Origin of the sequence: Microbacterium sp. NPDC076895, assembly GCF_040687115.1 — a bacterium.
GTDB lineage: Bacteria > Actinomycetota > Actinomycetes > Actinomycetales > Microbacteriaceae > Microbacterium.
The window spans coordinates 1-24,043 of record NZ_JBFBMQ010000010.1; the positions used below are offsets into that span (position 1 = coordinate 1).

The 24,043-nt window shown below is 68.1% G+C and carries 25 protein-coding genes; 14 read left to right on the forward strand and 11 right to left on the reverse strand.

Annotated features, from left to right (window positions below):
- Positions 1-132: 132 nt before the first annotated feature.
- From AB0O89_RS09845 to AB0O89_RS09860, 4 genes are all read left to right on the forward strand, one after another.
- Positions 133-843, forward strand: coding sequence for a nucleotidyl transferase AbiEii/AbiGii toxin family protein (locus tag AB0O89_RS09845; protein ID WP_363496915.1), 711 nt, complete (start codon positions 133-135; stop codon positions 841-843).
- A 62-nt stretch (positions 844-905) separates the two neighbouring features.
- A complete protein-coding gene (locus tag AB0O89_RS09850) occupies positions 906-1,262 on the forward strand; it encodes a PASTA domain-containing protein (RefSeq protein WP_363496918.1) in 357 nt (118 codons plus the stop codon).
- A gap of 140 nt (positions 1,263-1,402) precedes the next feature.
- Positions 1,403-2,464 carry a type IV toxin-antitoxin system AbiEi family antitoxin gene (locus AB0O89_RS09855; RefSeq protein WP_363496921.1) on the forward strand — a complete coding sequence of 354 codons (1,062 nt, stop codon included), beginning with the start codon at positions 1,403-1,405 and terminating at the stop codon, positions 2,462-2,464.
- The gene (locus AB0O89_RS09860) at positions 2,454-3,299 is read left to right on the forward strand and encodes a hypothetical protein (protein WP_363496924.1); all 846 of its coding nucleotides are present in this window, start codon (positions 2,454-2,456) and stop codon (positions 3,297-3,299) included. Before AB0O89_RS09855 ends, AB0O89_RS09860 begins: the two co-directional genes overlap by 11 nt.
- An 8-nt stretch (positions 3,300-3,307) precedes the next feature.
- Here the strand turns inward: AB0O89_RS09860 and AB0O89_RS09865 are convergent, their stop codons facing one another.
- Both AB0O89_RS09865 and AB0O89_RS09870 read right to left on the reverse strand, forming a co-directional pair.
- Entirely contained in the window at positions 3,308-3,913 is a 606-nt protein-coding gene (locus tag AB0O89_RS09865) for a helix-turn-helix domain-containing protein (RefSeq protein WP_363496927.1), read from the reverse strand.
- Between the two features lie 40 nt (positions 3,914-3,953).
- Positions 3,954-4,478 (reverse strand): TetR/AcrR family transcriptional regulator, encoded by a 525-nt coding sequence (locus AB0O89_RS09870; RefSeq protein WP_363496930.1) that lies wholly within the window; start codon positions 4,476-4,478, stop codon positions 3,954-3,956.
- Between the two features lie 70 nt (positions 4,479-4,548).
- Here AB0O89_RS09870 and AB0O89_RS09875 point away from each other — a divergent pair, with 70 nt between their 5' ends.
- On the forward strand, positions 4,549-5,262 hold the full coding sequence (locus AB0O89_RS09875; RefSeq protein ID WP_363496933.1) for an MBL fold metallo-hydrolase: 714 nt from the start codon (positions 4,549-4,551) through the stop codon (positions 5,260-5,262).
- 288 nt (positions 5,263-5,550) lie between these two features.
- Here AB0O89_RS09875 and AB0O89_RS09880 read toward each other — a convergent pair whose 3' ends face one another.
- The 3 genes from AB0O89_RS09880 to AB0O89_RS09890 are packed head-to-tail and all read right to left on the reverse strand — an operon-like array spanning position 5,551 to position 9,740.
- The gene (locus AB0O89_RS09880; protein WP_363496936.1) at positions 5,551-6,135 is read right to left on the reverse strand and encodes a nucleoside deaminase; all 585 of its coding nucleotides are present in this window, start codon (positions 6,133-6,135) and stop codon (positions 5,551-5,553) included.
- 3 nt (positions 6,136-6,138) lie between these two features.
- Positions 6,139-8,910, reverse strand: a complete 2,772-nt coding sequence (locus tag AB0O89_RS09885) for a molybdopterin cofactor-binding domain-containing protein (RefSeq protein ID WP_363496939.1) — start codon at positions 8,908-8,910, stop codon at positions 6,139-6,141.
- Positions 8,907-9,740: an FAD binding domain-containing protein gene (locus tag AB0O89_RS09890; RefSeq protein ID WP_363496942.1), complete on the reverse strand. Its 834-nt coding sequence runs from the start codon at positions 9,738-9,740 to the stop codon at positions 8,907-8,909. The genes AB0O89_RS09885 and AB0O89_RS09890 overlap by 4 nt, the downstream gene beginning before the upstream one ends.
- Positions 9,741-9,859: 119 nt before the next feature.
- Between AB0O89_RS09890 and AB0O89_RS09895 the strand changes: the two genes are divergently transcribed.
- Together AB0O89_RS09895 and AB0O89_RS09900 are read left to right on the forward strand one after the other, a co-directional pair.
- Complete coding sequence (locus AB0O89_RS09895; protein ID WP_292712881.1) at positions 9,860-10,252, forward strand: DUF1304 domain-containing protein; 393 nt, start codon at positions 9,860-9,862, stop codon at positions 10,250-10,252.
- A 103-nt stretch (positions 10,253-10,355) separates the two neighbouring features.
- On the forward strand, positions 10,356-11,333 hold the full coding sequence (locus AB0O89_RS09900; RefSeq protein WP_363496945.1) for a zinc-binding dehydrogenase: 978 nt from the start codon (positions 10,356-10,358) through the stop codon (positions 11,331-11,333).
- Between the two features lie 20 nt (positions 11,334-11,353).
- On the opposite strand, the gene AB0O89_RS09905 is transcribed toward AB0O89_RS09900, so the two are convergent.
- Complete coding sequence (locus AB0O89_RS09905) at positions 11,354-12,118, reverse strand: nucleoside phosphorylase (RefSeq protein ID WP_195692735.1); 765 nt, start codon at positions 12,116-12,118, stop codon at positions 11,354-11,356.
- A gap of 155 nt (positions 12,119-12,273) precedes the next feature.
- Between AB0O89_RS09905 and AB0O89_RS09910 the strand changes: the two genes are divergently transcribed.
- Complete coding sequence (locus AB0O89_RS09910) at positions 12,274-12,834, forward strand: NTP transferase domain-containing protein (protein WP_363496949.1); 561 nt, start codon at positions 12,274-12,276, stop codon at positions 12,832-12,834.
- 261 nt (positions 12,835-13,095) lie between these two features.
- On the opposite strand, the gene AB0O89_RS09915 is transcribed toward AB0O89_RS09910, so the two are convergent.
- Positions 13,096-14,040 (reverse strand): 2-hydroxyacid dehydrogenase, encoded by a 945-nt coding sequence (locus AB0O89_RS09915; RefSeq protein ID WP_363496952.1) that lies wholly within the window; start codon positions 14,038-14,040, stop codon positions 13,096-13,098.
- 91 nt (positions 14,041-14,131) lie between these two features.
- Between AB0O89_RS09915 and AB0O89_RS09920 the strand changes: the two genes are divergently transcribed.
- On the forward strand, positions 14,132-14,563 hold the full coding sequence (locus AB0O89_RS09920; protein ID WP_363496955.1) for a DUF1761 domain-containing protein: 432 nt from the start codon (positions 14,132-14,134) through the stop codon (positions 14,561-14,563).
- 15 nt (positions 14,564-14,578) lie between these two features.
- Here AB0O89_RS09920 and purQ read toward each other — a convergent pair whose 3' ends face one another.
- Together purQ and purS are read right to left on the reverse strand one after the other, a co-directional pair.
- Positions 14,579-15,286: a phosphoribosylformylglycinamidine synthase subunit PurQ gene (gene purQ / locus AB0O89_RS09925; protein ID WP_363496958.1), complete on the reverse strand. Its 708-nt coding sequence runs from the start codon at positions 15,284-15,286 to the stop codon at positions 14,579-14,581.
- Complete coding sequence (purS, locus tag AB0O89_RS09930; RefSeq protein ID WP_195692738.1) at positions 15,283-15,531, reverse strand: phosphoribosylformylglycinamidine synthase subunit PurS; 249 nt, start codon at positions 15,529-15,531, stop codon at positions 15,283-15,285. Before purS ends, purQ begins: the two co-directional genes overlap by 4 nt.
- Positions 15,532-15,781: 250 nt before the next feature.
- On the opposite strand from purS, the gene AB0O89_RS09935 reads away from it, so the two are divergent.
- The 5 genes from AB0O89_RS09935 to AB0O89_RS09955 all read left to right on the forward strand — a co-directional run bounded on the left by AB0O89_RS09935 (position 15,782) and on the right by AB0O89_RS09955 (position 21,693).
- Positions 15,782-17,062 carry an ABC transporter substrate-binding protein gene (locus AB0O89_RS09935; RefSeq protein WP_363496962.1) on the forward strand — a complete coding sequence of 427 codons (1,281 nt, stop codon included), beginning with the start codon at positions 15,782-15,784 and terminating at the stop codon, positions 17,060-17,062.
- 68 nt (positions 17,063-17,130) lie between these two features.
- Positions 17,131-18,213 carry a sugar ABC transporter permease gene (locus AB0O89_RS09940; RefSeq protein ID WP_363496965.1) on the forward strand — a complete coding sequence of 361 codons (1,083 nt, stop codon included), beginning with the start codon at positions 17,131-17,133 and terminating at the stop codon, positions 18,211-18,213.
- Positions 18,210-19,118, forward strand: coding sequence for a carbohydrate ABC transporter permease (locus AB0O89_RS09945; protein WP_292712900.1), 909 nt, complete (start codon positions 18,210-18,212; stop codon positions 19,116-19,118). The genes AB0O89_RS09940 and AB0O89_RS09945 overlap by 4 nt, the downstream gene beginning before the upstream one ends.
- 1 nt (position 19,119) lies before the next feature.
- Complete coding sequence (locus tag AB0O89_RS09950; RefSeq protein ID WP_331790890.1) at positions 19,120-20,604, forward strand: GH1 family beta-glucosidase; 1,485 nt, start codon at positions 19,120-19,122, stop codon at positions 20,602-20,604.
- Between the two features lie 45 nt (positions 20,605-20,649).
- The gene (locus tag AB0O89_RS09955; protein ID WP_363496969.1) at positions 20,650-21,693 is read left to right on the forward strand and encodes a LacI family DNA-binding transcriptional regulator; all 1,044 of its coding nucleotides are present in this window, start codon (positions 20,650-20,652) and stop codon (positions 21,691-21,693) included.
- Between the two features lie 25 nt (positions 21,694-21,718).
- Here the strand turns inward: AB0O89_RS09955 and AB0O89_RS09960 are convergent, their stop codons facing one another.
- Both AB0O89_RS09960 and AB0O89_RS09965 read right to left on the reverse strand, forming a co-directional pair.
- Positions 21,719-22,615, reverse strand: coding sequence for a phosphoribosylaminoimidazolesuccinocarboxamide synthase (locus AB0O89_RS09960; RefSeq protein WP_363496972.1), 897 nt, complete (start codon positions 22,613-22,615; stop codon positions 21,719-21,721).
- 65 nt (positions 22,616-22,680) lie between these two features.
- Positions 22,681-23,964 (reverse strand): AAA family ATPase, encoded by a 1,284-nt coding sequence (locus AB0O89_RS09965; protein WP_300592460.1) that lies wholly within the window; start codon positions 23,962-23,964, stop codon positions 22,681-22,683.
- Positions 23,965-24,043 lie beyond the last annotated feature (79 nt).

A 24,043-nucleotide genomic window follows, 5' to 3' on the forward strand; every position in this document is an offset into this window, starting at 1 on the left:
GAGCGGTTCCTAGACAGCTCCACTCTCGCAACGGGAGGCCTTCGTCCGTCAGCAGATCACACTCGATTCACGCAACAACGTCCCTGGACATCACAGCTAGGCGTTCTGGACCCGGCCGAGCGGGATGCGGTGATGGTCCGATTCGGAGTCTCGCCCGTGCAGGTCGCTCGCGACCACGTCATGTCGCACGCGCTCGCTGCGATCGCCAGCCTCGGAACGGACGGCATCGTCTTCTTCGGCGGCACGGCACTCGCGCGGACGCTGCTGCCAGAGCTCCGCCTCTCTGAGGACATCGACCTCATCGCGCTCGGCGACCGGCGCGAGATCGGCTCGGCGATTCAGGAGGCGATCGAGCGGCAGTTCCTGCGCAGCTTCGGTCATCCGACGTTCACTCCGCCGCTGGCTGATGCGCGGCATCCTGACCCATCGGTGCTCGCTGTCGGTGGGGTTCGCATCCAGATTCAGCTGCTATCCGGAACCGGATATCCGGCGTGGCCCACGGAGGTCGTCGACATCGAGCAGCGCTACAGCGATGCGCCGGCTGCGCGGCTGCGTGTGCCGACGCCTTCTGCGTTCGTTGCGGCGAAGCTCGCCGCGTGGACCGACAGGCATGCGCCTCGCGACCTGTACGACCTGTGGGCGCTCGCCGAAGCTGGTTATCTCACCGATGAAGCGGCCCGGCTGTATGGGCGGTACGGGCAGTACACGGATGTGGCGAGGGTGTCGTTCGCCGAGGTGCCCACGGATGCCGCGTGGCGAGATGCTCTGGAACGCCAGGGGATCGTCGCGGTGGGCCCCGAGGAAGCGGCGCGCGTCGTGCGCCACGCCATCGCGGCGCTATGACGCGCTCTCTCATCCGCCCGGGCTCTTGACCGACGCCCGGAGGGTCGACCTACCATTGCCGCATGGTCGAGCGCAGCATCCGACCCATTGTCACCGTGCCGGACGTGGTGGGGTTGCCCTTCCACGTCGGGCGCGATGTGGCGGCCGAAGCGGGCGTTGCGCTGGCGAATCCGGATCCCGATGGGCCAGCCATTGGTGCGCTGGCGTGGCCGGGGCTCTTCTACATCGTGTGGCAGCATCCGGCGCCGGGAACCCAGCTGCGCGAGTGGGATTCTGTCGCCGTCCGGGTCGTGAAGCACGGCGACGCGCCGGAGCGGGAACCCGCAGACCCGCTCGATGCGCCTCCCGCTGATTCGGCGCATGCGCAGCCCGATCGGGAGCGGTATCTCGACCTCACCGAGGGCGACTCGCGCGACTAGGGCGTGGAGCGTCGGCTTCGCCTGCCGGCGAGGAACTCGCCTCGGGGAGAGCGACGCGAACGCGATCCGAGTTTTCTCATGACTGGGTCGAATGCCACTATTCGTGAGAAAACATGGTTTTATCTCGCTACGATAAAACCATGGAAGTGCGAGAAAACACCGCATCGGTGTCGGCGTTGCTTCGGGTGATCCCCCCGGAGCTTGAGCCAGGGTGGGATGGCCACGTCGTTCGCATTCGTCACGAGGGGCGCGAATCGCTGTTCCGGCCGCTCTGGATCGGGGAGGGCCTGCCCGCTGACGCCCGGAGGGCGCGCAACGAACTCGTCCACGGTGCCCCCGAACAAATCGACGGTGTCGTGCCCGTCGTGACTGCCCGCCGGGTGAGTCCCGGGGCACGCGAGATCCTCGAAGACGCACAGCTGTCATGGGCAGACGCCAGCGGCAGGGCACGCATCGTGGTGCCGGGGAGCTTCTACATCGCGAGACTCGAGCCGATCCGCGCAGACGCGGGGCGCACCTTCAAATGGTCGGCAGCGGCTGATGCGATCGCAGAGACGTTGCTCGGGTGGCGGGTGGAGTACTCCGAGCGAGGACCCATGCCCATCGAGCAGGTCGGGGTTATCGCAAAGTCCGCGGATGTGTCATTGGCGCACACTGCTCGCGTCCTGCGGCACTTCGACGAGCAGCGATACACGGCCAAGACAGGAGCCGAACGTGGGACATCGGCGACGCGCGAGTTTCGCGATCCGGGACGGATGCTGAGCGACTGGGCCGCGCACTACGCGGCCCAGCCTCGGTCGGGAGCTGACATCGAGTTCCATGTTCCCTGGCGTGAGCCCCAGCAATCGATCGATGCGCTCACCAGTTCGCTGCACGGTCGGGAGTGGGCACTAACCGGGGAGGCGGCAGCCGATCGCGTCGCCCCATATCTCACCAGTGTCCCCACGGTCGACCTGTATGTGCCGGCGGGGCAGCTCGAGCCCGCCCGTGCGCGGCTGTCGCAGCATCCTGAGTTCAGGGAAGTGGAGGCGGGAGGGCGCATCCGCCTCCACGCCGCCGATCCCTACGTCTTCCGACTCATACGGGAAGCACGGGACGTGCGCATCGTATCTCCGGTGCGGGTCTATGCGGACCTCTTGCGCGGCCGGGGGCGTTCGGCCGAAGCCGCCGAATACCTGCGGGAGACGGCCATTGGATTCTGAGCCCCGAACCCGGGAGGCGCGCGCCCGTGCAGAGGAGGCGCTCGTACGATTCGCGCTGCTCGCTGGGGGTCACACCGACGAGTTCGTCGTCATTGGCGGCCTCAATCCGGAGTATCTCGCCACCGATGCTCCCGTCTCCCACCAGGGAACAACCGATGTCGACCTGCTGTTCGCGATCGGATTGGATCTGGCCGGCGCCGAACACGACTTTTCGTGGCTCGACGCTGCGCTCGATCAAGGTGGCTTCACCTCGGGGAACGGATGGCGGTGGGACGCGACTCTCGGCGACGCGCGGGTGCGACTCGAGTTTCTCGCGGACGTCTGGGATCACACCGCAGACACCGTGTCACTGCCGGGCTCGCGGACTGCGGTCGCGACCAAGCTGGCGGGACCGGCCGCAGCGCTCATCGACCCCGAGCTGCGAGACCTGCCAGTGCCGCCATCCGTTCGCGCGGAGTTTGGTATCGAGACGGATGCCGTCACCCTTCGATTCGCGAATCTCGGCGGCTACCTCCTCGCCAAGGCGGCCGCGGCGCAATCGCGGATGCTACCCAAAGACAAGTACGACCTGATGTATGTCACGCTCTACAACCCCGGCGGCGCAGCGGGTGCGGCGACCGCCGTAGTGCGCCAACTGGGTCTGGCAGGCGACGTCGCAGACCCAGAGGTCATCCGCGCGGCGATCGTAAAGTTCGCCGCGCCCGACGGTGCGTGGGCCGGAGTGTTCGCGGACACAATGGTGGCGACCGGCGACAGCGCCACAGAAGCGCAACTTCGAACGGATGCCGCGATCGGCGCCCAGACGTTTCTCGAGGTGCTCGACGCGAGCGCGTAGCTACTGCCCTACGCCCCGCCGGTGTAGACGAACGCCACCCGGGCGGACCCGTCGCCGCGGAGGTGCCAGCGGTTCCGCAGCGCACCGGGGTGGGCGACGGCATCCCCAGCGCCGAGTTCCCAGATCCCAAGGCCTTCGATCTCCAGCGCGATGGAGCCTTCGATGACGTAGTGAATGACTTCGCCATCCGTCTCGAACCAGTCCCCGACCTGCTCGCCGGGGCGGATCACGTACTCCTGCAGCGAGGTCTCACCGGCATGGATGACGCGGGTGTGGGCGGTGTCGGATGCCTCCGAGACCGGCACCCACGTGGCATCCGCCGCCCGCGAGACGTGCACGACCTCGGGGTCGGGGTCCGCGGGGAGGAGCGCGGAGGGCGAGATGTCGAGGGCGTTCGCGATGCGGTACAGGGTCAGCAGCGACGGCATCGTCTGGCCCGACTCGATCTGGCTCAGAAACGGCTGGCTGATCTCGGCGGCCGAGGCGAGCGCCCTCATCGACAGCTTCTTCTCGGTGCGTGCCTGCCGTACCTGCTTGCCGATTCCGACGCCGATCTGTGATTCATCGGATGCCGCACCCGACGCACCATCGGAGGTACGAGCGGGAGTGGACACCGCTCCAGGATACGGCGCTGCCCACAGCCGACCGGCGCGCCTAGTCGGAGACGAGGGAGCCCACCAGGTGGGCGATGCCGTAGTCGTAGGCGTCGTCGAGATCACCGCCGAGGCGGAAGGCCCCGGCGAGCTCCATCGTGACGAACCCGGTGGCCCACGCCGTCAGCAGCCGCGCCGCGTCGAGCGCGTGGTCCGGCCCGACGGCGGCGGTGGTCGCGCGCAGGGCTGGCGCGCTGGTGGCGGCGAGTTTGTCGGCATCCACCCCCGCGTTGAACAGCAGCCGGAACGCCTCGGGCCGCTCGTGCGCGAAGCGGCGAAAGACGAGCAGCAGCTCTTCGATGCCGGATGCCGCATCCAGACGCCCCGTGAGGTCGTCGGCCGCGGCGCCGCCGACGAGCCCCAAGAGCGTCTCACGATCTCGCACGCGCTTGTAGAGCGAGGGCGCCTTGACGCCGACATCCTGCGCGACGGCCTGCATTGTGACGGCGGCGACCCCGCCGGTCTCGAGCAGACGCGCTGCTGCGCTGACGATCTCGTCGAGCGATGTTCTCTCCGGTGTGGGCATCGAACCTCCATGGCTACGAACATAAGCTATCATGGCTAACGTTCGTAGCCATCCTCCTGAAAGGCCAGTCATGAGACTCGCACCATCGCTGCACCGCATCGGCAACGACATCGTCGCCGCCTACCTGATCGTCACGCCCGAGGGCATCACGCTCATCGACGCCGGACTGCCCGGAATGTACGCCGACCTCACTCGCGAGCTGGATGCCATCGGTCGCTCCCTCGACGACATCCGCGGCATCGTGCTCACCCACGGCGACAGCGACCACGTCGGGTTCGCCGAGCGCCTGCGCGCCGAGCGTGGCATCCCGGTCTTCGTGCACGCCGCTGACGCCGACCGCGCTCGCGGTGGCGACAAGCCCAAGACCCCCATGGGCCCGACCCGGATCGGCCCCCTGCTGCAGTTCGCCGCGTACGGCATCCGTAAGGGCATGCGTCCGACCTGGCTCACCGAGGTGCGCGAGGTCAGCGACGGCGACACGCTCGATCTTCCCGGCGCGCCTCGCGTGATGTCGATGCCCGGCCACTCGCCCGGCAGCATCGCGATCTTCTCGCCCGACGTGCATGCCGTCTTCGTGGGCGACGCGCTCACGACCCGCCACGTGCTGACCGGTCGCACCGGGCCTGGTCCAGCTCCGTTCACGGATGACCCCGCCGAGGCGCTCGCGTCGCTCGGCCGCATCGCCGACCTGGATGCCGAGTGGGTGCTCCCCGGACACGGACCTGCGTTCCATGGCTCGCCCGCGGCCGCCGTCGAGGCTGTGCGCGCGGCGGCCCAGGTTTAGGTCCCCTCGCTTGCGTCGGATGCAGCGGGTTCCGTCGGATCGCTGAGCCCGAGGCATCCGACCGAAACCGAGGTCTCCAACCGAACTCACACACCGATCACGTACGGCCGCGGTCGAGGCTGGGCGCGTGGCGGGTCGGGACTCGCAGCCGCCGTTCGGTTGCGTCGGATGCGGTGGGTTGGGTCGGATCCCTGGGCCTCGCTGCATCCGACTGAAGCCGAACTCTCCGACCGATTCACCCGCCAAAGTTCGCTGCAATCAGCCTTGGCGCGACTGAACGGTCCGGGGCTACTCGCCGCGGGCGTTGTAGACGAGGGAGTCGCTGGCGCCGTAGGCGCGGTAGACCTCGAGGGCCTCCTCGCGGCCGACATCCTGGGTCACCCGGATGCCGCGAGCCTCGAACTGCTCCGCCCAGTCGGAGACCATCGGCCCCTCGTCGAATCCCGAGAGCTCTTCGAGCTCGGGGCCGGACCCGGCCACGACCAGAGACCGCACCCCGCTCCACATCGTCGCGCCGTAGCACTGCACGCACGGGCGCCAGTTGACCACGAGCGAGAGGTTCGCGCCGTCAGCGCCGAGGTCCCAGCGACCGAGGCGCTGCTGGGCGAGTCCGAGGGCCATGACCTCGGCGTGGCCCGACGACTTGCCGGTCGACAGCACGACGTTGACCCCGGCCGAGACGAGCTCGCCCGTGGTGTCATCCACGACGATCGCCGCGAACGGACCGCCGTTGCCCTCGCGCCAGTTGCGGTCGGCGAGGCGGTTCACGAGGGCCATCCGTTCCTCGAGCGTTGGAAGCACGGTGGGCAGCGTGTCGGCCTCGTCGACCAGCCACGCGGGCAGGGTCATGGTGAAAGATGTCGCGATCGGCATGGGTTACTCCGTGGGCGGGGCCGGGGTCGGGTCAGGATGCTGCGCCAAGCGCCACACGCGCTGGCGGGTGAAGGGCTGGTGGAAGGGTCGCTTTCCGAGCGCCCGGGCGATGGCGTTGCCGATCGCGGGGGCGACGGGGTTGTAGGGCGACTCGCTCATCGACTTCGCTCCGAACGGACCGACTGTGTCGGACGTGTCGGCGAGGTACACCTCGGTTTCGGGAACGTCGGCGAATTGCGGCACGCGATAGACACGGAACACGGGGTTCAGCACCGCGCCGTTCTCGACGAGCACCTCTTCATAGAGCGCGCTGCCGACGGCCTGCGCGACGCCACCCTCGATCTGCCCGCGCAGCTGCGCCGGATTCATCACGGTTCCGGCATCCGCCGACTGCACCGACTGCAGAATCTGCACGACCCCGGTCTCGGGTTCGACGGCGACCCGCACCGCGTGCACATTGAACGACACCGAACGTAGATGCCCCTCTTCGTCACCGGTCGCGAACAGGCCGTTCTCGTCGCGCTCAGCGGGGTCGGCCGCAGCGACAAGATCCGCGAAAGACACGAGCCCCGCGGGAGTCGCGACCCCGGCATCCGTCAACAGCCCAGCATCCGGATCCGTGCCGGTCTGCGCTGCGGCGAGCTGCAGCATCCGCGTCCGCAGCGCCTGGCACGCTGCTGCGAGCGCCTTGCCCGCCACGGTGATACCGGTCGAGGCGAAGGCGCCGGTGTCGTGCGCGACGGCGTCAGTGTCGGCGGTCCACAGGTGCAGCCGCTCGAACGGTGCCTCGAGCACGGATGCCGCGATCTGCCGCAACACAGTCGTGGTGCCGTTGCCGAACTCGGCGGTGCCGGCGCGAACGACGAACGTGCCGTCAGGGCGCAGCGCGACTCTCGAGCGCGAGACATGCCCGTTGGGGGCGATCGTCGCGATCATCGCGACAGCCATCCCCTCACCGACTGCCCAGCCTTCCGGCGCCGACACCCCGTTGCCGCGGCGCAGCGCGTCCTGCGCGAGATCGAGGCACTGGTCGAGGCCGTAGCTGCCGATGATGAGGTCGCGCTCGTACGGGTCCTCATCCGGATGCAGCGGATCATCGGCCCGCACGATGTTGCGCCGCCGCAGCTCGAAGGGGTCGAGATCGAGCTTCTCGGCGAGCATGTCCATGGCAGATTCCACGCCGAGCATGACCTGCCCGAGCCCGTACCCGCGGAACGCTCCGGAAGGCACGTTGTTCGTATAGACGGCCTCGGCGTCGATGTGGCGCACGGGCGTCCGGTACACGGTCGTCGACTCGGCAACCCCGTGGAACATCACGCCTATCGCGTGGTTGCCGTACGCTCCGGTGTCGCTGAGAACGTCGAGCTTCATCGCGGTGAGGGTGCCATCGGCATCCGCACCGAGCGTCACCGACACCCGCATCGGATGCCGCAGTGACGCGCGCGTGAACTGCTCGGTGCGGCTGAACTCGTACGTCACGGGGCGGCCGGTGCGCAGCACGGCGAGGGCGACGAGGTCTTCGGTGAAGATCTCTTGCTTGCCGCCGAAGCCGCCGCCCACCCGCGCCGCGAAGACGCGAACGTTCTCGCGCGGCAGGTCGAACACGTGCGCGAGCTCGTCGCGGGTGAGGAACGGCACCTGCGTGCTCGAACGGATGACGAGCCTGCCGTCCTCGTCGAGCCAGCCGACCGCGCCGTGGGTCTCGAGCTGCGCGTGCGTGACGCGCGAGGTCTGCCAGGTGCCAGTCACGGTCACGGGGCTCGCGGCCAGCGCCGCGTCGATGTCGCCCCCATGCCCCTCGTGGAGCTGCGCGACGACGTTGCGGGAGGCATCCGAGACCCGGTCTTCGGTAGTGCGCCCCGGATGCAGCACCGGCGCCCCCGGCGCGCGGGCTTCTTCGGGGTCGAAGACGGTGGGAAGGATGTCGTACTCGACCTGCACGAGCCGGGCTGCCGCGTCAGCGGCGGCTGCCGTCTCGGCGACGACCGCGGCGACGCGCTGCCCGATGAAACGGACGGTGTCGTCGAGCACCCGGGTGTCGTCGGGGTCGTCTTCGCGGTGTTCGTGCCGGGCGGTCGAAAAGCGGGTGGCCGGGGAGTCTTCGTGCGTGAAGACGGCTACGACGCCTGGGACGGCGAGTGCGGCATCCGTGTTGATCGAGACGATGCGGGCATGCGCGTGCGGCGAGCCGACGACGCGCAGCACGAGTGAGCCGGTGACGGGCTCATCGAGGGTGTAGGGCTCGCGGCCCTGCACGATACGGCGCGCGGGCTCGGGGATGACCGACGCCCCAATGCCGCCCGAGGCGACAGACCGCGACGCCGAACCGGTCTCACGCACCGGTCCCATCACCGCGGCGGTGATCGCCTCGCGGATGGGACGGTAGCCGGTGCAACGACACAGGCTTCCCTTCATGAGGCGGTCGAGTTCGGGCAGGTCATCGGCTGTGAGTGTGGATGCCGTCACCGCCATCCCCGGGGTGCAGAACCCGCACTGGAATCCGAAGTGTTCGACCAGCTGCTCCTGCACGGGATGCAGCTCGTCGCTCGGCGCGAGACCCCCCGCTGTCGTCACGACGGCGCCATCCATACGCTGCGCGGGCACAATGCACGAGTGGACGGGGGCGCCATCCACGATCACCGCGCACGCGCCGCAGTCGCCGGCGTCGCATCCCTTCTTGACCTCGGTGTGTCCATGCTCGCGAAGGAATGTGCGCAAGCACTGTCCCGGAGCGGGGTCGCCCTCGAGGTCTGTGCCGTCGACGGTGAGTCTCATGCGGTCACCTCCGCGAGGTCAGCGAGCACGCGCTCGGCGAGCACCGCGGTGACCGCGCGCCGCCAGTCTGCTTCGCCGAGCGCATCGGTGAAGAAGTCGCTCGGGCTCGTGACATCCGCCCGCAGCTGCTCCGCCTCGGGAACCCCGGGGTACCGGAAGACATGGGGAGTGAGGGTGGATGCCGTCACCGCGATGATCGTCGAGCCGTCCTCGTTGCGCCGCCCGCTCACGACGATCCCCGACCGGCCGAGCTCGGCGAGGGCCATCTTGTGCAGGCTCACGCGGGCGCGCATCGCGGCCACGGGAACGTCGAGCGCGCGCAGCACCTCGCCGGGCTGCAGCGCGTTCTTCGCCTGACCGGTGATGAACTCCGCAACCGGCTGCCGCCGCTCGCCGCCGTCCGGCGTCCAGATCAGCGCTTCCCCATCGAGGGCCGCGAGAAGGGACACCATCGCCGCCGCCGTGAACGACTGGCAGACGTTCCCCCCGACCGTTGCGGTGTTCCATACCTTGAACGACATGAGCAGCGCGTGCGCGGCATCCGGGATCGCTCCCGCGGCGCGCCAACCGGGCGGAACCGGGGTATCGAGTTCGCCCCGCGACCACGCGACGAGACGTGCGATGGTGCAGGTTGCAGCGACGCGGAGCCCGGCATCCGTGATCTCGACCGCGGGCCAGCCCATCCGCGTGATGTCGACGAAGCCGGTCACCTCGGGCTGCGGTTCGCTCATCAGCCACGTACCGCCGGCGAGGATCTTCTCTCCGGGCGCGAGAGCGAGGTCGGCGCGGGTGCTCGCGAAGCGGTAGGAGGTCACCGTGGTGATGTCCATGAGACCCTCCCTCCGGCATCCGATGTTGACTCAGCGAACACTCCGAGTGAATCAGTCGAGGATTTCGCGAGTGTTTCGCCGCGGCACGTGCCAGGCTAAGTGAGTCGAGAGGAACCCGGATGCTCATTACCGGAATGGTCTTCGCCGCACTGGCCGCCCTGCTGCACGTCTACATCTTCTGGCTCGAATCCCTCGCCTGGGGCGGAGCCCGCAGCCGAGCCACCTTCGGGGTGCGCAACGACGCCGAGGTCGAAATCACTCGGGCCTTCGCGTTCAACCAGGGTTTCTACAACCTGTTCCTGGCGATCGCCGCGATTCTCGGCATCGTGCTGGCCGCGATCGGTTCGGTTGCGGTCGGCGTGACCCTCATGCTCGTGGGAACCGGCTCGATGCTGGCTGCCGCCCTCGTGCTGTTCGTCACCTCGCCCGACAAGCGCCGCGCCGCTGTGACGCAGGGCCTCTTCCCGCTGCTGGCGGTCGTGAGCCTGGTCATCGCCCTGCTGATCGGCTGAATGCGGGACTAAAACCCGACTCCCCCGACGTTGTGCTTCGGGTGCGCTCGCTCCGGGCGATCCTCGACGGGCGCGGCACTCGACATCCGTACAAAGGAGAATCATGCGCGCACTCGTGCAACACCAGTTCGGTGACCCGGCAGAGGTCCTCGCCGTCGAGGAGGTCGAGCTCCCCGAACCCGGACCCGGTCAGGTGCGGCTGAAGGTCGTCCTCAGCCCCATCCACAACCACGACCTGTGGACCGTGCGCGGCGACTACGGCTACAAGCCCGAGCTTCCCGCGCGCGCCGGCACCGAGGCACTCAGCGTCGTCGACGCACTCGGTGAGGGGGTCACGGGCATCGCCGTCGGTCAGCGCGTCGTGACGGCATCCGTCTTCGGCGTCTGGGCCGAGTACGTCCTGGCTCCGGCGGCGGCCCTCATCCCGGTGCCGGATGCTGTCGCCGACGAGGCCGCAGCCCAGGTCATCTCCATGCCGCTGAGCGCGGCGAGCCTGCTCGAATACCTCGAGGTCAGCGAGGGCGACTGGATCGTGCAGAACGCAGCGAACGGCGCCGTCGGACGCCTGGTCGCGCAGCTCGCCGCGTCGCGCGGAGTGCGCGTGCTCGGCCTCGTGCGTCGCGCTGCCGGCGTCGACGAGCTCGCTGCTGTCGGCATCCACGATGTTGTGGCGACGGATGCCGAGAACTGGCGCGACCGCGTCGCCGAGATCACCGGCGGCGCATCGATCCGCGCCGGCGTCGACTCGGTCGGCGGTGCGTCCGCCGGAGATGTGACCACGCTCCTCGGGGAGAACGGCACCCTCGTGGTGTTCGGGGCGATGGCATCCCCGACCATGGAGATCCCGTCGGGTGACGTGATCTTCCGCCAGCTCACGGTCCGCGGATTCTGGGGCAGCAAGGTCAGCGCCGCCATGGATCCCGCCCACCGCGTCGAGCTGATCCGCGAGATCATCACCCTCGTCGCGCAGGGCAAGCTCGATCTGCCCGTCTCGCAGATCTTCGGCCTCGAGCAGATCGCTGACGCGTCGCGACTGAACTTCGAACCCGGCCGCGTCGGCAAGGTCATGCTGCGCCCGTAAGCCCCGGGGCGAGGCCGCCGTCAGAGCTCGAGTTCGACGGCGGTCTCGAGGGCTGCCTCGATCGAGCGCATCCAGCCAGCCTGCAGGTCGGCCTTCGTTCCCGAATAGAGCGATGCGCCGTCGACGAGGTTGCTCGAGCAGGCACACACCATGCCGGCGCGAAGGCCCCGCAGGCGCGCGACGATGTAGAGGGCCGATGCCTCCATCTCGACGTTGAGGATCCCCATCGTGTTCAGCTGCGCGATCCACTCCGGGGTCTCGGCGTAGAACGCGTCGTCGCTCACGCTGATCCCGCGGAACGAGTTCGTACCCGCAGCCCCAGCGATCCGCTCCGCGTGACGGGCCAGTGCGGTGGTGAGCTCCAGGTCGGGCACCGCGGGGAAGCCCTTCGGAAGGTAGGCATCGGTCGTTCCGTCATTGCGGAAGCTGCCCTCGCTCACGAGCAGGTCGCCGGGCGCGATCCCCGGCTGCAGGCCCGCCGAGCTGCCGACACGGATGAAGGACGTGACGCCCACGCGCGCGAGCTCTTCGACGGCGATCGCGGTGGAGGGGCATCCCATGCCCGTCGAGGTCGCCGTAATGTGGCGGCCCTTGTACCAGCCGGTCATCGTGCGGTGCTCGCGGTTGTGCGCTACCTCTTTCACGTCGGTGAGGAACTCGGCGACGAGCGGCACCCGGAACGGATCGCCGGGCAGCAGAGCAACGCTCGAGACCTCGCCGGGCGCAATGGCGATGTGATACTGGCGGGCGTCGAGCCCTGCAGCTGACTTGTCGACGACGGACATGGGTACCTCCTGGGTTCTGAGACGATTCGGGTCGTCGCAGTCCCCGCCCTGGCGCCGGAGCCATGGTTGATAGGACGTGCTCTGCCGCGACGCTAACACCGCGCTGTTTCGCGGCTGTTTCCCGGGCGCGACCAGACCCCGATACGCTCGCCCGCATGACGGCGTGCGGAATCGTGTTGGCTGCCGGCGCGGGCAGTCGCTACGGGCAGCCGAAGATCTTCGCGCGCGACGCTGACGGTGCGTTGTGGCTCGAGCGCGTGGTCGCGGCGCTCCGAGAGGGCGGGTGCGAACAGGTTCTCGTGGTGATCGGCGCCGAGTCAGAACGTGCGTGCGCGGTCGTTGACACCCTCGACGCGGTGAGCGCGGTAATCGCTGCCGACTGGGATCTCGGGCTTTCGGCGTCAGTTCGGGCCGGGCTCGCGGCTGCGGCGAAAACGGATGCCGACACGGCCGTCATCGCACCCGTCGATGTGCCCCGGATGCCGGCATCCGTCGTGACGCGGGTGCTTCGGGCCGCTGCGGGACGGGCGGGGCTTGCTCGAGCCGTGTACGAGGGGCGGCCCGGGCATCCGGTCGCGATCGGGCGTGATCACTGGGAGCTGGTGGCGGCATCCGTTCACGGTGACGCGGGCGCGAACCGCTACCTCGCGACCCAGGGCGCGGTTGCCGTCGAGTGCGCCGACCTCTGGGACGGCACCGACATTGACACCCGCTAGCCAGGCTTGCGTGCTGAACGCAGGATGAATCAGCTCAGGATTGGTAGTTCGCCACCGGAAGCCGTGTCTGTCCTGCAATCGGCCCACACCCGGGGCGCGGACGGCCGGCGACCGGCTCGGCAGCCCTGCAACTCCGGCGAGCCAGGCTTGCGTGCCGAACGCAGGATGAACGAGGGATATGGGGTCTTGGGCAGGCGAAATCGGGGTTTGATCCTGCAATCGGCCCGGGTTCGTTAGGCGCTCGGGGCGAGATGCGGGGTCTCAGGTTCGCAGCACGACGTTGATCGGCTCCTCGCCGCGCTGCATCCGTTCCGCCTGCGTACGAACCAGCGCCGCGATCCGGGGCCGCATCGCCGTGGACGCGCCCCCGACGTGGGGCGTGAGAAGCAGTCCGGGCGCCGACCACAACGGGTGACCCTCCGGCACCGGCTCCGGGTCGACGACGTCCAGTGCCGCACGGATCCGGCCCGCGTGCAGATGGCTAAGCAGGGCCTCGGTGTCGACAAGGCTCCCGCGTCCGACGTTGACGAGCAGTGCGTCATCCGGGAGAGCCGAGAGGAACGCGTCGTCGACGAGCTTCGCTGTTTCTTCCCCACCGGGCAGAGCAAGGATGACGATCTCTGTCCGGGGGAGCAGACCCGACAGCTCGTGGAGTGCGTGGACGACGATCCCGTCCTCAACCCGCGCCCGTGTGGCGACAGCCTCGACGTGGGCCTCGAAGCCGCGCAACCGCGCTGCAATCGCCTTCCCTACTCCGCCGAATCCGACGATGAGCACCCGGCGGTCGGCGAGGCTCGGGGAAAATGCATCGCCCTCGCGGGGCCCCGCCCAGCGCCCCTCGCGCTGGGCCGTAACGAGGTGCGGGATCTGGCGCTGCGCCGCGAGTGTCAGCGTGAGCGCGAGTTCCGCTGTCGAGTCCTCATGGACCGACGCGGCGTTCGCATAAACGATCCCCGCCGGCAGGTGGCGGGCGGCAGCCTCGTATCCGATCGACTGGCTCTGCACGAGCCGAACATCGACACCCTCGAGCCGCGCGAGCACCCGGGGGCTCCGAATGTACGGCGGAATGACGATGTCGAACGCCGTCCGCGGCGCCGAATCGCCCATGTCCCACCGCACGACCTCGATACCGGGAAGGCCCGTGAGGTCTTTCTCGAGCTTGTCGTCGGGGACGGAAATCACCAGGGTGCGCGCGTCGGAAGTCACCCCTTCACGCTACCTACCGCGGCGGTACGGATGCCGATACGCTCGCGTCAGCGCGCGGCATCCGTACCTCGCGGCCAGCGAAGGAGCAGGGATGGAACTTGCGATCAACTACTGGGCGGTGATCCTCGCGACCCTGTCGACGATGGTGGTCGGGTCGATCTGGTACACACCCAAGGTGTTCGGGACTCGGTGGGCGAAGCTCGCGAAGGTCGACATGAACCGCCCCGGATCCAGCGCGACGCTCGCGATCATCGTGACCGTCGTCGTGAGCTTCGTGTCGGCCTGGGTCCTCGCCGCCGCGACAGTCGTGGTGTGGCACGCCTTCGGCGGCAGCTTCCTGTTGACCGCGGTGGGAACCGGCGCGGTGCTGTGGGCAGGCTTCACCGCCGCGCGGTTCATCACGCACGACGCGTTCGAGGGGCGCCCCACCTCGCTCACTGTCCTCAACATCGCTCACGAGCTGGTGACGGTCCTCGTGATGGCGCTCATCATCGGTGTCTGGCCCCCGGCCGGCACCATCTGACGACGAAACGGTGGCTCAGGCGGCGGCGCTGACGACCGCGGCGATCGCCGAGGTGAAGAAGGTCAGGCCGTCGGTGCCGGAGCGCATCGCGTCGCGGGTGTCGGGACCGAAGCCAGGCTCGACAGCGTGCTCAGGATGCGGCATCAGGCCGACCACGTTGCCTCGCTCGTTCGTGAGACCGGCGATGTCGTCGAGAGAGCCGTTCGGGTTGATCCCGAGGTAGCGGAACGCGACGAGGCCTTCACCCTCGATGCGATCGAGGGTCTCGGTCGAGCAGATGTAGCCGCCATCGGCGTTCTTGAGCGGGATGACGATCTCTTGGCCCGCCTCGAAGCCGCTCGTCCACGCGGTGTCGGCGTTCTCGACGCGCAGCCGCTGATCGCGACGGATGAACTGCTGGTGCGCGTTGCGGATCAGCCCGCCGGGCAGCAGGTGCGCCTCGACGAGCATCTGGAAGCCGTTGCAGATACCGAGGATCGGCATCCCCTTCGCCGCGGCATCCGCGACCTCGCGCATGATCGGCGCGTGAGCGGCGATCGCTCCGGCACGCAGGTAGTCGCCGTAGCTGAAGCCGCCGGGCAGCACGAGAGCATCGACGCCCCCGAGGTCGTGGTCGCCATGCCACAATGCGACCGGCTCAGCGCCGGCGACACGGATGGCGCGCTGCGCGTCGCGATCGTCGAGCGAACCGGGGAACGTGATGACCCCGATGCGAACGGTCACTCGATGACCTCGATCCCCACGACATCCTCGATCACGGAGTTCGAGAGGATCTCGTCGGCGATCCGCTGCGCCGTCTCAAGCAGTGCGTCGTCGACCTCGCCCTCGACGGTCAACTCGAAGCGCTTGCCGATGCGGACACCGGCGAAGCCATCGATTCCAAGCCGGTTCAGGGCGCCGGCGACGGCCTTTCCCTGCGGGTCGAGCAGCTCGGCCTTGGGCATGACGTCGACGACGATGGTCGGCATGGGGCGCTCCGGATGTCGAGGGAGGGGGTCGTGCCAGTCTACCGAGGCGGCCGGATGACGCGCTGAGCGGCCGTGATCAAACCGTTATCCGAATTCGTGGGAGCGCTCCCTTGACGTCGTGGGAGCGCTCCCGTACCGTGTTCCGCAGTCGTGGGAGCGTTCCCACGATGGCCAGGGTTCCGCCCTCCCTCGGTACCCAGGCACAAGCCAAAGGGTGCCTCTTCGGCATCCATCACACAAAGGAGTGACTGTGTCATCACGTGCCTTCCGTCGCAGCGCGATCGTCGCCGCCGCCTTCGGCGCCTCCGCGCTCGTCCTCGCCGGCTGCTCGGGCAGCGGCGGGGGATCGGAAACCGTCAACCCCGACGAGCCGATCACCCTCACGATCTCGACCTTCAACGACTTCGGGTACACCGATGCACTGCTTCAGCAGTACATGGATGAGAACCCGAACGTGACGATCGTGCACAACGTCGCCGCGACGTCCAACGACGCTCGCGCAAACTACTTCCAGAAGCTGGGCAAGACGGGTCTTGCCGACATCGAGGCCATCGAGGTCGACTGGCTGCCCGAGGTCATGCAGTACGCGGACCTGCTGGCCCCCGTGCCCAGCGACCTCACCAGCCGCTGGCTGGACTGGAAGGTCGAAGCGGCCACCGACCCCGACGGCAACCTGATCGGCTACGGCACCGACATCGGGCCCGAGGCGGTCTGCTACCGCACCGACCTGCTCGAGGCCGCTGGCATGCCCACCGACCCCGCCGCTGTCGCCGACCTGCTCACGGGCGACTGGGACACCTACTTCACGGTCGGTCAGCAGTACGTCGACGCCACCGGCAAGGCCTGGTTCGACTCGGCCGGCGCCACCTACCAGGGCATGATCAACCAGGTCGAGGCTGCCTACGAAGACCCGGCCACCGGCGAGATCATCGCGACCACCAACCCCGAGGTCCAGGACATCTACAACGCCGTCCTCGACGCCAGCTCGACGCAGTCCGCTCACCTTCAGCAGTGGGGCGACGACTGGTTCGCCGGGCTTGCCAACGGTGACTACGCCACGATGCTCTGCCCGGGCTGGATGCTCGGCGTCATCTCGGGCAACGCGCCCGACGTCACCACGTGGGACATCGCCAACGTGTTCCCCGGCGGCGGTGGCAACTGGGGCGGCTCGTACCTGACCGTCCCTGCCAACGGCGCGAACGTCGCCGCTGCCCAGCAGCTGGCCGACTGGCTGACCGCTCCGGAGCAGCAGATCACCGCCTTCGAGGACGCTGGAACGTTCCCGAGCCAGGTGGATGCTCTGGCTGACCCGATCCTGCTGGACTCCACGAACGAGTACTTCAACAACGCCCCGGTCGGTTCGATCTTCACGGATCGTGCCAACGCGGTGACTGTTGCACCGTTCAAGGGCCAGTACTACTTCCAGATCAACGACGCGATGCAGAAGGCGCTGACCCGTGTCGAAGACGGCACGCAGACCGCGCAGCAGTCGTGGGACCAGTGGGTGTCTGAAGTCGATCTGATCGGCTGATAACCCGGCTGCGGACCCGGCACCCGCCGGGTCCGCAGCACATCCCCCCTCGATCTCAGGAAGCTCTCGTGACCAGCACACTCGCCCGCCCGGCATCCGATGCCCCGGCGCAGACCCCCGGCCGCACGCCTCGGCGCATCGGCTTCGGGCACCGGCTCAGCCGGTGGGACCTGAAGCTCTCGCCCTACCTCTACATCTCGCCGTTCTTCATCCTCTTCTTCGTGGTCGGACTCTTCCCGATCGCCTACACGGCAGTGATCTCGTTCATGGACTGGGACCTGGTCCGAAACTCCGGCGAGTTCATCGGCTTCGAGCAGTACACATGGGTTCTGTCGAACCCCAAGTTCTGGATTGCGCTGCGCAACACCTTCAGCATCTTCTTGCTCTCGAGCGTGCCGCAGCTGATCATCGCGATCTTCATCGCGGCGATGCTCGACCAGAACATCCGCGCCAAGACGTTCTGGCGCATGGGCGTCCTCGTCCCCTATGTCATGGCTCCGGTAGCGGTAGCCCTCATCTTCAGCAACATGTTCGCCGACCAGTACGGCCTGGTGAACAACTTCCTCGCCTCGATCGGTATCCCGGCAGTGCCGTGGCACTCGGATGCCTTCGCCAGCCACATCGCGATCGCGACGATGGTCAACTTCCGGTGGACCGGATACAACACCCTCATCCTGCTCGCCGCGATGCAGGCGATCCCGCGCGACTACTACGAAGCAGCGACCGTGGACGGTGCGGGACGCATCCGGCAGTTCTTCTCCATCACGGTCCCGAGCCTGCGACCCACCCTCATCTTCGTCATCATCACCTCGACGATCGGTGGCCTGCAGATCTTCGATGAGCCGCGCATGTACGACCAGTACGGCACCGGCGGGGCCGACTCGCAGTGGCTGACCATCACCCTCTGGCTCTACAACATCGGGTGGGGTGAGTGGAACTTCGGCCGTGCCGCGGCCCTTGCCTGGATCCTGTTCATCATCATCCTCGTGATCGGTGTCATCAACCTGCTCGTGACCCAGAGCGTTGTGCGCACCGAAGGCGGCCGGGGTGAACTCAGCCGCCGCGAGAGGCGTGCTCAGAGCCGCGCGGCGCGCGAACGACTGGCGGCCGAGTCCGCCGCCGAACCGACATCCAAGGAGGACGTGCGATGACCGCCGTCGAGCCGATCCCGGTAGCCCCGCGTGACGAATACCCGCCGGAGGAACGCAAGCCTCGGCGCCGCCGCGGTATCCGTGGCCAGCGCCCCGGATGGGTCACGTACGCCGTCCTCGGTGTCTTCCTGCTCGGGTGCTTCTTCCCCTACTACTGGTCGATCCTCATCGGTTCGGGGGACTCGAGCACGATCCGCGACCCCAACATGTCGTGGATCCCCGGTGGCAACTTCTTCGCAAACGCCGCTGCCGTGGTCTCCAACCCCGCCGTGAACTTCTGGCTGGCCCTGTGGAACAGCATCTGGAGCTCGGTGGTCATCGCGGCATCCGTGGTCTTCTTCTCGACGCTTGCCGGATGGGCCTTCGCGAAACTGCGTTTCGCGGGGAGCCGCTGGCTGCTCGTCTTCGTGATCGCGACCATGGCGGTTCCCACGCAGCTCGGCGTCGTGCCGCTGTACATCCTGTTCTCCGACCTCGGATGGACCGGCCAGATCGGCGCGATCATCATTCCCGCGCTCGTGACGGCGTTCGGGGTGTTCTGGATGACGCAGTACCTGCAGCAGGCGGTGCCCGATGAGCTGATCGAGGCTGCACGCGTCGACGGTGCCAGCTCGTTCCGCACCTTCTGGACCATCGGCATCCCGGCGGCTCGTCCCGCCGCCGCGATGCTCGGACTGTTCACCTTCGTGACGGCCTGGAACAACTTCTTCTGGCCGTTCATCGTGCTCGACCGGCAGAACCCGACGCTTCCCGTCTCGCTGTCGCTCCTGCAGTCCAACTACTTCGTCGACTACTCGATCGTTCTCGCCGGAGTGATCCTCGCTACGATTCCGCTCCTGATTCTCTTCATTTTCGCGGGCAAGCAACTCGTGAGCGGCATCATGGCGGGAGCAGTGAAAGGCTGAAATGACCACCAATTTCTCGACCGAAACCGTGGCAACGGCATCCGTGTCGGCACGCCCGTTCCCGACGAACTTCCTGTTCGGCGCAGCGACCGCGGCCTATCAGATCGAGGGCGCTGCCCACGAAGACGGGCGCCGCGATTCGATCTGGGATGCCTTCAGCCGCGTCCCGGGAGCGGTGATCAACGCCGACAACGGCGACGTCGCGTGCGACCACTATCACCGGTATCGCGAGGATGTCGCGCTGATGCGCGACCTCGGACTGCAGACGTACCGCTTCTCGACCTCGTGGTCGCGGATCCGCCCCGACGGCGGCGCGATCAACCCAGCGGGGCTCGACTTCTACAAGCGCCTGGTCGACGAGCTGCTGGATGCCGACATTCTGCCGTGGCTCACGCTCTACCACTGGGACCTGCCGCAGGCGTTGCAGGAGCGTGGCGGCTGGGCCGCGCGTGAGACCGCAGACCTGTTCACCGAGTACGCGCTTGACGTGCACGATGCCCTCGGCGACCGCGTCAAGGTCTGGACCACCCTGAACGAGCCGTGGTGCTCGTCGTTCCTCAGCTACACCGCCGGGATCCACGCCCCTGGGCGATTCAGCGTCGCCGAAGGGATGCTCGCCTCGCACCACCTACTGCTCGGTCACGGGCAGGTCGTGCGCGAACTACGCGCCCGCGATGAGTCGCTGAACCTCGGGATCACGCTGAACCTCACGGTTGCCGAACCCGTCACCGACGCGCCAGCCGACCTGGACGCTGCCCGCCGCATCGACGGCCAGTTCAACCGGTGGTTCCTCGACCCGATCTTCCGCGGTTCATACCCGGCCGACATCGTCGAAGACATCCGTGCCGTCGACGCGGCCGCGGTAGCCGAGTGGGAGGGGGCGGTCTCGGATGCCGACCTCGCCGTGATCTCGACGCCGATCGACAGCCTCGGGGTGAACTACTACCACGGCGAACTCGTCGGCGGCACGCCCCCGGCGGTCAGCCCCGGCGGCGGCGAGGCTCCCACCGAGCGAGAGACGGCGTCCCCGTTCCCTTCGCACGAGGGAATCTTCTGGCACGACCGTGGCCTGCCGCGCACGGCCATGAACTGGGAGATCCAGCCCTCGGGTCTGACCACCCTGCTGCGACGCGTGTGGGACGACTACGCCGAGCCGGCCGGTGTCACGCTGTACGTCACCGAGAACGGTGCTGCCTTTGACGACATCCGTGTCGACGAAGCCGGCGGGGCCCGCGTCCACGATGCCGCCCGTACCGCCTTTCTCGAAGACCACCTCGCGGCGATCCTCGACGCGGCGGATGCCGGTGTCGATGTGCGCGGGTACTTTTACTGGTCACTCATGGACAACTACGAGTGGGCGTGGGGATACGCGAAGCGGTTCGGTATCGTACGAGTCGAGTACGACACGCAGGAGCGGGTCGTCAAAGACAGCGGTGCCCGCTACCGCGAGATCATCGCCGCGCGGGCGCTACCCGAATCGCCCTAGGCGAGGCGCCCGCCGAGGGAGGATACCCACGTGGACGGTGGAACAATGAGCGAGGCCGTCGTGGGCGAGGAGCTTGTACGGGCTACCCCGTTTCGCGGTGCTGTGACGATCGAAGAGGTCGCTGCAGCTGCCGGCGTTTCGCGATCGACGGTCTCTCGCGTCGTCAACGGTTCGACGGCGGTGAGCCCCGCGGCACTGGATGCCGTCAATCGCGCCATCGCCGAATTGAACTACGTGCCCAATCGTGCCGCCCGCTCGCTCGCCAGTCGGCAGACCCGCGCCCTTGCGCTGGTCGTGCCCGAAGACACGACACGCTTTTTCGGCGACCCGTTCTTTGCAGCGATCGTCTCGGGGATCAATGCGGGGCTGCGTTCGTCGGACTACGTGCTCAACCTCTTCATCGCCAGCGACGACCCGGGTGACAAGACCACGAGCTACCTGCGGTCGGGAAGCGTCGACGGCGCGCTGATCGCCTCGCACCACACGAGTGACACGTTCATCGATCGCATCGCGGCAGCAGTCCCCGTGGTCTACGGTGGCCGTCCGGTGCGCGAGCGGGGCACCGACTATTACGTGGATGTCGACAACGTCCGCGCCGGGTACGACGCCACCAGGTACCTGATCGAACGGGGCTACACCGACATCGGCACGATCACCGGGCCCCTCACGATGCCCGGTGGTGTGGACCGCCTCGCCGGATACCGGCAGGCGCTCGCCGAAGCAGGCCTTCCGGAGGGGGCGCACGCCGACGGCGGGTTCACGACCGACGGTGGTGCAGGCGCGATGCGCCGCATCCTGAACGCCGGGCCGCCGCCGCGCGCGCTGTTCATCGCGAGCGACCTCATGGCCCAGGGTGCCATCTCGGTGCTCGCCGGCGCGGGGCTGAAGGTGCCGACGGATGTCGCCATCATCGGTTTCGATGACTCACCGGTCGCCGAAACCGTGGACCCACCGCTCACGACGATTCGCCAACCGTCGTTCGAGCAGGGGGAGCACATGGTGAGCGTGCTGCTCGACCTGCTCGCCGGCGGGACGCCCCCGCACGCGACGATTCTCGACACGGAGCTGATCGTCCGGCAGAGCTCCTGAGGGCAGTCCCGCCGCCGGGTCGGGGTCAGGAGCTCGTCAGGCGGTCGATGAGTTCTCGGTACTTCTCGGCAGTCCGCTCGACGATCTCGGCGGGCAGTTCGGGGGGCGTGCCGGTCTTGTCCCAGGCTGCGGCGAGCCAGTCGCGCACGATCTGCTTGTCGAAGCTTGCCATGCGCTCGGCCGGAGTCGTTCCGGTGCGCCAGGCCTCGACGTCCCAGTAGCGGGACGAATCGCTCGTGAGCACCTCGTCGGCGAGGGTCAGCTCGCCGTCACGGATGCCGAACTCGAACTTCGTGTCGGCAAGGATCAGTCCGCGCGAGGCGGCAGTCTCGGCGGCGCGGCGGTACGTCTCCAGGGAAAGGTCGCGTAGCTGAGCCGCGCGGTCGGCGCCGACGAGCTGGGCGGTCTGATCGAAGGTGATGTTCTCGTCGTGTTCGCCCAGCGGCGCCTTGTAGGCGGGGGTGAACAGAGGCTCGGGAAGCCGGTCTCCGTTGCTGAGTCCCGCAGGCAGCTGGATGCCGCACACCGTGCCGCCCGCGGCGTACTCAGCCCAGCCCGACCCGGTCAGGTAGCCGCGCACGACACACTCGATCGGCAACATCTCGAGGCGGTGCACGAGCATGGCCCGGCCGCTCACGGCATCCGGAACCTCGCCCTGGTCGCCCGCGAGGTGGTTCGGAATCGGCACGCCCCCGTCGGCCCCCGCGAGCTGCGCAAACCACCACAGACTCAGCGTGGTCAGCAGTGTTCCCTTGCCGGGAATGCCGGGCTCGAGCACGTGGTCGAACGCGCTGACGCGGTCGCTCGCGACCACCAGCATCCGGGGGTCGGTCTCGTCGTCGGGAAGGTACAGGTCACGGACCTTGCCGGAGTAGACGGGATGCCATCCGGGCAGCGAAACGGGAGCGCCGTGATCTGTCACCCGAGCATTCTCGCAGGTCGCCGTCCCCTGCCGTGGGCCGATGACAGGCCGGTGCCGGGCACCGGTCACAGGCGAGCGAGCGACTCGATGTCTTCGGTGAACTCCGCTGCCGCTTCGGGCGAAACCGTTGCGCGAGTGGAGGCCAGCGCCGCGAGGTAGTCCTCGGTCTCGAGCCCCGTCGCTGCGTCTCCCTCGCGCATCGCTCGGCCGAGCGCCTCTTGCGAGGCACGTCGCGCGGCGTACTCGATATCCGCGGGGGTCAGACCGTCGCTTGCCTGCACGAGCTTCGGCAGATCGAGTTCGCCGAGGGAGTCGATCGGGATGTAGCGCGTCCAGATTGCTTCGCGGGCCTCGGCATCGGGCAATCCGATCGGCAGAACGTAGTCGAACCGCCCGTGGCGCAGGAAGGCGGCATCCAGTGCGCGTACGAAGTTGGTCGCGCACACCAAGAGGCGACCCGGACGGTCACGGAACTCGGCGATGAGTTTGAGCAGTTCGTTCGTCACACCCTGCGTGGGTGAGGGTGGTGTGCCCCCGCGGCGGGACGCGATCTCCTCGACCTCGTCGATGAACACGACGGCGTGTTCGAGCTCACCGATCTTCTCGAACGAGGTGCGTAGGGCGCTGGCCATCCCGCCGGGCGCATCACCCAGCCGGGACGGGAACAGCTCGACGAACGGCCAGTCGAGGCGGGACGCGACGGCGCGGGCAAATGTGGTCTTCCCCGTTCCGGGCGGGCCGAACAGCATGACAGCGCGCGGTGCCACGACCCCGAACCGGGCAGCCAGCTCGGGTTGTGCGAGCGGGGCGACGAGGCGCTCCTCGAGCAGGTTCTTCTCCTGCCGCATCCCCGCCACGGCGTTCCACAGGTCGCGGGGAAGGACGCGGCCACCGACCTCCTTCAGCAGATCCAGCTCACGCCGCTGCACAGGGAGTCGACGCTCGAAGTAGCGCAGGTGGCGCTGCTCGTGGAAGCCGTTCTGTACCAGGTGTTGGGCTCCGCCGCCCTCCTCGGACACGAGGGCCGACAGGGTTCCGAGCCCCAGCGGTGCCATCCGGCGTTCGAGTGCATCGAGCAGCTCGCCCGCGACACCCGGATCGACCTCGTCGTCGAGGGCGAAGAAGACGAGCCACCCCTGGGCGTGCGCCGCCCGACCGACGGCGGCGCCGACGACCTCCTCGCCGACGACGGCAACGATGGCGACATCCTCGCGGCACGAGGCGATGACCTCGGCCAGCGAGTAGACCGCGCCACCGGAGCCTGCAACGGATTGCCACAGCCGGACGACGCCGTCGATGTCATCTGCGTGAGCCTCCCGCACGCGCGGGTGCTGACGGATCCGAACCATCGGTGACCTCCCCACTGAGCCCTGACATCCGCGGTGACGGCTGATCTGAGCCGATCTTCGCGGGTCAGGGTGCCGCGTG

What these genes read in the sequence shown, in the direction of transcription:
- AB0O89_RS09845 (WP_363496915.1), top strand. Translation starts at nt 133, where the DNA reads ATGGTCCGATTCGGAGTCTCGCCCGTGCAGGTCGCTCGCGACCACGTC.
- AB0O89_RS09850 (WP_363496918.1), top strand. Translation starts at nt 906, where the DNA reads ATGGTCGAGCGCAGCATCCGACCCATTGTCACCGTGCCGGACGTGGTG.
- AB0O89_RS09855 (WP_363496921.1), top strand. Translation starts at nt 1,403, where the DNA reads ATGGAAGTGCGAGAAAACACCGCATCGGTGTCGGCGTTGCTTCGGGTG.
- AB0O89_RS09870 (WP_363496930.1), bottom strand. Translation starts at nt 4,478, where the DNA reads ATGCCCACACCGGAGAGAACATCGCTCGACGAGATCGTCAGCGCAGCA.
- AB0O89_RS09875 (WP_363496933.1), top strand. Translation starts at nt 4,549, where the DNA reads ATGAGACTCGCACCATCGCTGCACCGCATCGGCAACGACATCGTCGCC.
- AB0O89_RS09880 (WP_363496936.1), bottom strand. Translation starts at nt 6,135, where the DNA reads ATGCCGATCGCGACATCTTTCACCATGACCCTGCCCGCGTGGCTGGTC.
- AB0O89_RS09885 (WP_363496939.1), bottom strand. Translation starts at nt 8,910, where the DNA reads ATGAGACTCACCGTCGACGGCACAGACCTCGAGGGCGACCCCGCTCCG.
- AB0O89_RS09890 (WP_363496942.1), bottom strand. Translation starts at nt 9,740, where the DNA reads ATGGACATCACCACGGTGACCTCCTACCGCTTCGCGAGCACCCGCGCC.
- AB0O89_RS09895 (WP_292712881.1), top strand. Translation starts at nt 9,860, where the DNA reads ATGCTCATTACCGGAATGGTCTTCGCCGCACTGGCCGCCCTGCTGCAC.
- AB0O89_RS09900 (WP_363496945.1), top strand. Translation starts at nt 10,356, where the DNA reads ATGCGCGCACTCGTGCAACACCAGTTCGGTGACCCGGCAGAGGTCCTC.
- AB0O89_RS09905 (WP_195692735.1), bottom strand. Translation starts at nt 12,118, where the DNA reads ATGTCCGTCGTCGACAAGTCAGCTGCAGGGCTCGACGCCCGCCAGTAT.
- AB0O89_RS09910 (WP_363496949.1), top strand. Translation starts at nt 12,274, where the DNA reads ATGACGGCGTGCGGAATCGTGTTGGCTGCCGGCGCGGGCAGTCGCTAC.
- AB0O89_RS09920 (WP_363496955.1), top strand. Translation starts at nt 14,132, where the DNA reads ATGGAACTTGCGATCAACTACTGGGCGGTGATCCTCGCGACCCTGTCG.
- purS (WP_195692738.1), bottom strand. Translation starts at nt 15,531, where the DNA reads ATGCCGACCATCGTCGTCGACGTCATGCCCAAGGCCGAGCTGCTCGAC.
- AB0O89_RS09945 (WP_292712900.1), top strand. Translation starts at nt 18,210, where the DNA reads ATGACCGCCGTCGAGCCGATCCCGGTAGCCCCGCGTGACGAATACCCG.
- AB0O89_RS09950 (WP_331790890.1), top strand. Translation starts at nt 19,120, where the DNA reads ATGACCACCAATTTCTCGACCGAAACCGTGGCAACGGCATCCGTGTCG.
- AB0O89_RS09955 (WP_363496969.1), top strand. Translation starts at nt 20,650, where the DNA reads ATGAGCGAGGCCGTCGTGGGCGAGGAGCTTGTACGGGCTACCCCGTTT.
- AB0O89_RS09965 (WP_300592460.1), bottom strand. Translation starts at nt 23,964, where the DNA reads ATGGTTCGGATCCGTCAGCACCCGCGCGTGCGGGAGGCTCACGCAGAT.